The 5355-nt window shown below is 64.6% G+C and carries 7 protein-coding genes; 3 read left to right on the top strand and 4 right to left on the bottom strand.

The genetic code is table 11. The features are described from left to right. Both ACILRA_RS19275 and ACILRA_RS19270 read right to left on the bottom strand, forming a co-directional pair. Positions 1-792 (bottom strand): hypothetical protein (locus ACILRA_RS19275; protein ID WP_395663680.1); only part of this gene is annotated, 792 nt, incomplete at its 3' end. Positions 793-912: 120 nt separating this feature from the next. Continuing rightward, positions 913-2061 (bottom strand): citrate/2-methylcitrate synthase, encoded by a 1149-nt coding sequence (locus ACILRA_RS19270; protein ID WP_395663679.1) that lies wholly within the window; start codon positions 2059-2061, stop codon positions 913-915. A 25-nt stretch (positions 2062-2086) separates the two neighbouring features. Here ACILRA_RS19270 and ACILRA_RS19265 point away from each other — a divergent pair, with 25 nt between their 5' ends. Then, complete coding sequence (locus ACILRA_RS19265) at positions 2087-2989, top strand: phosphate acyltransferase (RefSeq protein ID WP_395663678.1); 903 nt, start codon at positions 2087-2089, stop codon at positions 2987-2989. Between the two features lie 10 nt (positions 2990-2999). On the opposite strand, the gene ACILRA_RS19260 is transcribed toward ACILRA_RS19265, so the two are convergent. Next, complete coding sequence (locus ACILRA_RS19260; RefSeq protein ID WP_395663677.1) at positions 3000-4088, bottom strand: acetate/propionate family kinase; 1089 nt, start codon at positions 4086-4088, stop codon at positions 3000-3002. 105 nt (positions 4089-4193) lie between these two features. Continuing rightward, complete coding sequence (locus tag ACILRA_RS19255; RefSeq protein ID WP_395663676.1) at positions 4194-4475, bottom strand: cupin domain-containing protein; 282 nt, start codon at positions 4473-4475, stop codon at positions 4194-4196. 77 nt (positions 4476-4552) lie between these two features. On the opposite strand from ACILRA_RS19255, the gene ACILRA_RS19250 reads away from it, so the two are divergent. Beyond that, positions 4553-5026 (top strand): Fur family transcriptional regulator, encoded by a 474-nt coding sequence (locus ACILRA_RS19250; RefSeq protein ID WP_395663675.1) that lies wholly within the window; start codon positions 4553-4555, stop codon positions 5024-5026. Then, on the top strand, positions 5026-5355 hold a 330-nt coding region (locus tag ACILRA_RS19245), incomplete at its 3' end, for an ATP-binding cassette domain-containing protein (protein WP_395663674.1). The genes ACILRA_RS19250 and ACILRA_RS19245, both read left to right, overlap by 1 nt.

Genomic DNA, 5355 nt, shown 5'->3' with positions numbered 1-5355 from the left:
GGGCGCTGCCAGTTCGCCCGTCGCCGGTTCGAAGGCTGCGACGGCAAGATCGATTTCGGCATCCTTCGTCTCGGGCACGACGAGCTTCAGGTCCTTCAGCTCCGCCAGCGTCAATGCCCAGATCTTGTCTTCGTCCTTGCGTCCGGACGTGAGATAGGCACCCTCCGGAATGCCGGAAACCTTAAGGAGGATGTCGTTGCCTGTTTCGGCTGGTGCCGCATGGAGTGCCAGGGGGATGAAGCTGTTCGTCTCGCCGGCGGCGTCGGATACTTCCAGCGAGGCGGTGGCGACCGGCTTCTTGGCGATCACCGTCACCTTGTCCGTCTGGGCGGCCGGGGTGGCCGCCTTCAGCGCGCTGGTCTGGACCGGCGCCAAATCAGAGGCCGGCGCCACCGGCGTTCCGGCACCTGAAAACAGATGTGAATTGATGATCCCGACGCCCGCTCCGGCGGCCAGCGCCATGGCGGCGGCAACGGCAAAGGTCTGGGGCAGGCTCAGCGTCATCCGCTGCGGTGGCGTGGGTGCCTGTGCGCCCTCAGGCTGCAGAAACTGCGACGGTGGCCGCGGCTGGGACATGATCCGGTCCCGGTAGCCTGGCGGTGGTATGGGTTTCCCGCGCTTTTCAAACGGATCATCCGGCAAGGCCCGCTGCCGGCGATAGCGGGCCAGAAGCTCCTCGCGGGAAAATGGTTCAATGAAAGCGGCATGTGGCCAGCTGTTCTCCTCCGGGCCGGTATCGGCCTGCTCTCGAACTGGCGATTGCTTGCCGGAAGGACTTTGGCTCTTCTGCATCCCCTGCCAGCTCCTCTGTTTGCGGCCGTCCCGCACCTCATGCCGCAATTCTGCGTGCGGTCACTCAGGTGAGGAGACCGTGAACGCCCAATGTGGCGTTGACCGGGCGAGAATGTGGATTCACATGTCCTTGCGGCTGGCGGCTGGCACATAGGGGCGGGCCGCGGGCCCGTCATACAGCGTCAGCGGACGTATCAGGATGTTGTTCTGCAACTGCTCTATGCATTGCACCGTCCAGCCGGGCACGCGTCCTACCGCGAAGATTGGCACGAACAAATCCGGCGCAATGCCATTCAGGTAGTAGATCGCGCCCGAATAGAAATCAACATTCACATTCACACCGAAGCGTGCGTAAGGTTTCATGGCGTCAACGACGGCCTGCAGGATCGCGAACCACTTGGGTTCGCCCATTTCCCGCGAGAGCGTCTCCACGCCGTCGCGCATGTGCCGCGCGCGCGGGTCTTCCGTGCGGTAGACGCGGTGGCCGAAGCCTGTCACCGCCTCGCCTGCGGCGCGCTTGGCCTTCACATAGGCCGCGGCGTTCTCGGGCGTACCGATTTCCTGCGCCATGCGCATCACGTCCTCAGCCGCACCACCATGCGCTGGCCCCGAGAGTGCTGCGATGGCTGCGGTCATCGCAGCATGCAGGTTGGCTTCGGTGCCGATGACGACACGCGCAGTGAAGGAAGAGGCGTTGCTGCCATGCTCGGCGTGAAGGATGAGATCGCGGTCCATCAGCTCAGCCGCCTGGGCCGAAGGCTTGCGGCCAGTGATCATCCACAGGAAGTTCGCCGCGTGCGAGAGCGATTGGTCCGGCTCGGGGATCGCGCGGCCATTGCGGATCGCCTCATGAAACGCAACGATCATCGGCACCATCGATGCAAGACGGATGCCCTTGTCGCGGGTCGCCGAGATGGAATTGTCGAAGCTGTCAGGCTCAAAAGCGGCAAGCGCGGAGACGGCCGTGCGCAACACGTCCATCGGGTGCGCCTGCTTCATCGTCTCGATGATCGAGAGCACCTCCTTTGGAAGCCTGCGCGCGCTCTTGAGCCGCGCATCGAATTCCGTGAGCTGTGCGGTGGTGGGAAGCTCGCCGTGCAGCAGCAGGTAGGCCGTCTCCTCGAAGGAGGACTGCTCCGCAAGATCGTGGATCGAGTAGCCGCGATAGCGCAATTCCCCCGCCTTGCCATCGATGAAGGTGGTGCCGGAACGCTCGAAATAGACGCCCTTGAGGCCGCGGTGGATTTCGATCTTTTCTTCTGCTGACATAGGCACCATCCGGAGAGGTTGTCGAATGAACGTGATTGACGAAGCCAAGGCCAAAATCAAGGGCAGAGGGCTGAAACTGGTGATGCCAGAAGGCGAGGATGCGCGGATCCAGGAAGCAGCCCGGCTGTTGCGTGCGGAGGGCCTTGCGGAGCCCGTGGTCTTCGGCGCCGGGGATGTGCCGGGCGTTGAGCCGCAGCATGTCGCCATTCTCCGTTCGCGCCGCGAAAAGATGAGTGATTCAATATCTGCGCGTCTGCTGAAGAAGCCGCTCTACCGTGCGGGCGCGGCCGTTGCCGCGGGCGAGGCCGACGCCATGCTGGCTGGTGCTGCGAATCCGACGGCACGTGTCATCGAGGCGGCCCTGATGACTGTCGGGCTGGCGGACGGAATCGACACGCCTTCGAGCTTCTTCCTGATGCAGTGGCCGGACAGGCGGCTGGTCTTCGCGGATTGCGGGGTGAACATACAGCCCAGCGCGGCAGAACTGGCCGACATTGCGATTGCCTCGGCGCAGAGCGCATCGCGCACCCTCGGCGAGGAGCCCCGCGTGGCGCTGCTCTCTTTCTCCACGAAAGGCAGCGGCAGCCACCCTGATGTCGACAAGGTGGTGGAAGCGCTGCGCATCGCCAGGCAAAAGGCCCCGCATCTCCTGATCGATGGCGAGTTGCAGGGCGATGCTGCGTTGTCACCGGGTGTCGCCGCCAGGAAGATGAAGGATGCAGGCGAGGTGGCGGGCCGCGCCAATGTCCTGGTGTTCCCCGATCTCGACGCCGGCAACATCGCCTACAAGCTGACGCAGTATCTGAGCGGCGCCCGGGCCATCGGCCCCGTTCTGCAGGGTTTCGCCCGCCCGGTCTCCGATCTCTCGCGCGGCGCCACGGTTGATGACATCGTGGCCACGGGCGCGCTGCTTCTGGCCATGCGTTGATGCAGTCCTTCTAGAGCAGCGATCTCACATTGCGGGCGATGGTGAGTTCCTCGTTCGCCGGCACGACATGGATCCTGTCCAGCGGTACATCCAGCCACTTGAGATGCGACAGGATGCGGGCGCGCACGGGCCCTGCATTCTCGCCCACGCCGCCCGTGAAGGCGATCGCGTCGACGCCGCCCAGTGCCGGGATGAGTGAAGCCGCATGCCGGGCGGCCGAGAAGCAGTAGTAGTCGACCGCCTCGATGGCCTCGGTGCGGTCGCTCGCCAGCAGAATGCGCATGTCGGGCGAGATGCCGGAGAGGCCAAGAAGCCCGCTCCGGCGGTAGAGCAGGTCTTCGAGCTGGTCGAGGGTCAAGTGCTCGTCCCGCATCAGGGCCACCAGCACGCCGGGGTCGATCGAGCCGGTGCGCGTTCCCATGACCAGCCCGTCGGCGGTGGAAAACCCCATGGTGGTGGCGACGCTCTTGCCATCATGGATCGCACACATCGATGCGCCCGAGCCGAGGTGGGCGGCGAGCAGCCGGCGCGGCAGGGGCTTTCCCGAAAGGCGGGGCAGGGCTTCAACCACATGCTCATAGTTGAGGCCATGGAAGCCATAGCGGCGATAGCCCTTGTCGAAATAGGCGCGGGGCAGCGGCAGCCGCGTTGCAAGCTCGGGCTGGGTGGCATGAAATGCCGTATCGAAGCAGGCAATGTTCGGAACCTCGGGCGCCACCCGGCGCATCTCGCGCAGCACACCGAGCCCGAAGGGCAGGTGCAGCGGCGCAAGCGCCCTGAGTGCCTCAAGATCGTGCTGCACCGCATCGTTGACGGCGACCGGCGTCACGTACTGCGTCCCGCCATGAACGATGCGGTGGCCTATGGCGTTGAAATGGTCCGGCTCATGGCCATTGTCGGAGAGCCATTGGGCCGCCACGAGCAGTCCTTCGGTGGGTGTCGTGACATCCGGCACATCGCGAACCGGGTCGTCGCCGGCCTCCAGGCGCGGCCTCGAGCCGATTCCGGAGACCTGCCCCTTGATGATGAGCCGGAGCCCGCCGTCGAATACGGCAAACTTGAGGGATGAAGAGCCCGCATTGAGAACCAGGATCTTCATCGTTCCCGCCCTTCCGGATGCATCAGCAGGCCCTCACGCCGCTGCCGCCGGAACGGGGCAAGGCAGGCTGCGGGCAAGCGTTGCACGGCGCATCATTCCTCCACCTTACTTGAGTTCGATCTCGATGAAGGCGTATTCCGTGTCATTGGCGTTGATGACGTCGTGTTCCACCCCGGCCTGCCGGAAATAGGGCACGCCCTTCTTCATATCGGCATGGGCGGGCCCCGTCGGGGTCTCGAGGCGCACCCTGCCGTCCATCAGCGGGACCACCACATAATCGTGGCCGTGCTTGTGCCAACCCGTGTTGGCGCCTGGCGCGAACCGGTATTCGGTGACGATCACCCGGTCGTTGTCGATGAAAACCGTGGCTTTGGCTGTGCCGGACATGCTGGGACTCCTTCAAATGATGGATGCCATGGTGGATGGAACTGGAACTCACTGCAAGAATGTAATATTGTAACAGGATGAGTTTCCCCGCGACCCATCATGATCATGCACACTGCACGGCCGAGTTGCTGAGCCGCGCGGAGCGCACCTGTGAACGGCGCGGCTCCCGCCTGACCGGACAGCGGCGCGACGTGCTCGACTGCGTGGCGCAGAGCCATTTGGCGGTTGGCGCCTACGACATCATCGAGCGCATGGCCAGCCGTGGTCCGCGGCCGGCCCCCATCACGGTCTACCGCGCGCTGGATTTCCTGGAGGCGCATGGGCTCGTTCACAAGATCGAGAGCCGCAACGCCTTCATTGCCTGCACCCACCCTCATGACGGCAAGCCTGCCGCCCTTCTGGTATGTGAGCGCTGCGGACTCGTGGCCGAACTCGATGCACCTGCGGCATTCGCCAATCTTGAGGCGGCAGCCACCGAGCAGGGCTTCCATGTGCACCGCCGTGTGGTCGAACTCTCAGGCCTGTGCAGTGCCTGCGGCAGGGAGGGCTGATGCTGAAGGTCGCCAATGCCATCCTCAGCGCGCGCGACGCCAGCCTGGTGATCGGCGGACGCACCATTCTCGACCGAGTGAACCTCGACGTCAGGCCCAACGAGATCGTGACCGTGATCGGCCCGAACGGTGCGGGCAAGTCCACTCTCGTGCGCTGCCTCCTCGGCCTTCAGCCGCTCACCTCGGGCGAGATCATCCGTTCGAAGGGGCTGCGCGTGGGCTATGTGCCGCAGCGGTTTCCGCAAACGCTCAACGTCCCGCTCGATGTGCGCCGCCTCCTGTCGCTGACGCTGAAGCCCGCGGAGGACGAGATCGACGCGGCCCTCTCC

It is taken from the genome of Aestuariivirga sp. (assembly GCF_044239095.1).
GTDB lineage: Bacteria > Pseudomonadota > Alphaproteobacteria > Rhizobiales > Aestuariivirgaceae > Aestuariivirga.
This window is presented reverse-complemented; position numbering and strand designations above follow the sequence as displayed.

What these genes read in the sequence shown, in the direction of transcription:
- ACILRA_RS19270 (WP_395663679.1), bottom strand. Translation starts at nt 2,061, where the DNA reads ATGTCAGCAGAAGAAAAGATCGAAATCCACCGCGGCCTCAAGGGCGTC.
- ACILRA_RS19265 (WP_395663678.1), top strand. Translation starts at nt 2,087, where the DNA reads ATGAACGTGATTGACGAAGCCAAGGCCAAAATCAAGGGCAGAGGGCTG.
- ACILRA_RS19260 (WP_395663677.1), bottom strand. Translation starts at nt 4,088, where the DNA reads ATGAAGATCCTGGTTCTCAATGCGGGCTCTTCATCCCTCAAGTTTGCC.
- ACILRA_RS19255 (WP_395663676.1), bottom strand. Translation starts at nt 4,475, where the DNA reads ATGTCCGGCACAGCCAAAGCCACGGTTTTCATCGACAACGACCGGGTG.
- ACILRA_RS19250 (WP_395663675.1), top strand. Translation starts at nt 4,553, where the DNA reads ATGAGTTTCCCCGCGACCCATCATGATCATGCACACTGCACGGCCGAG.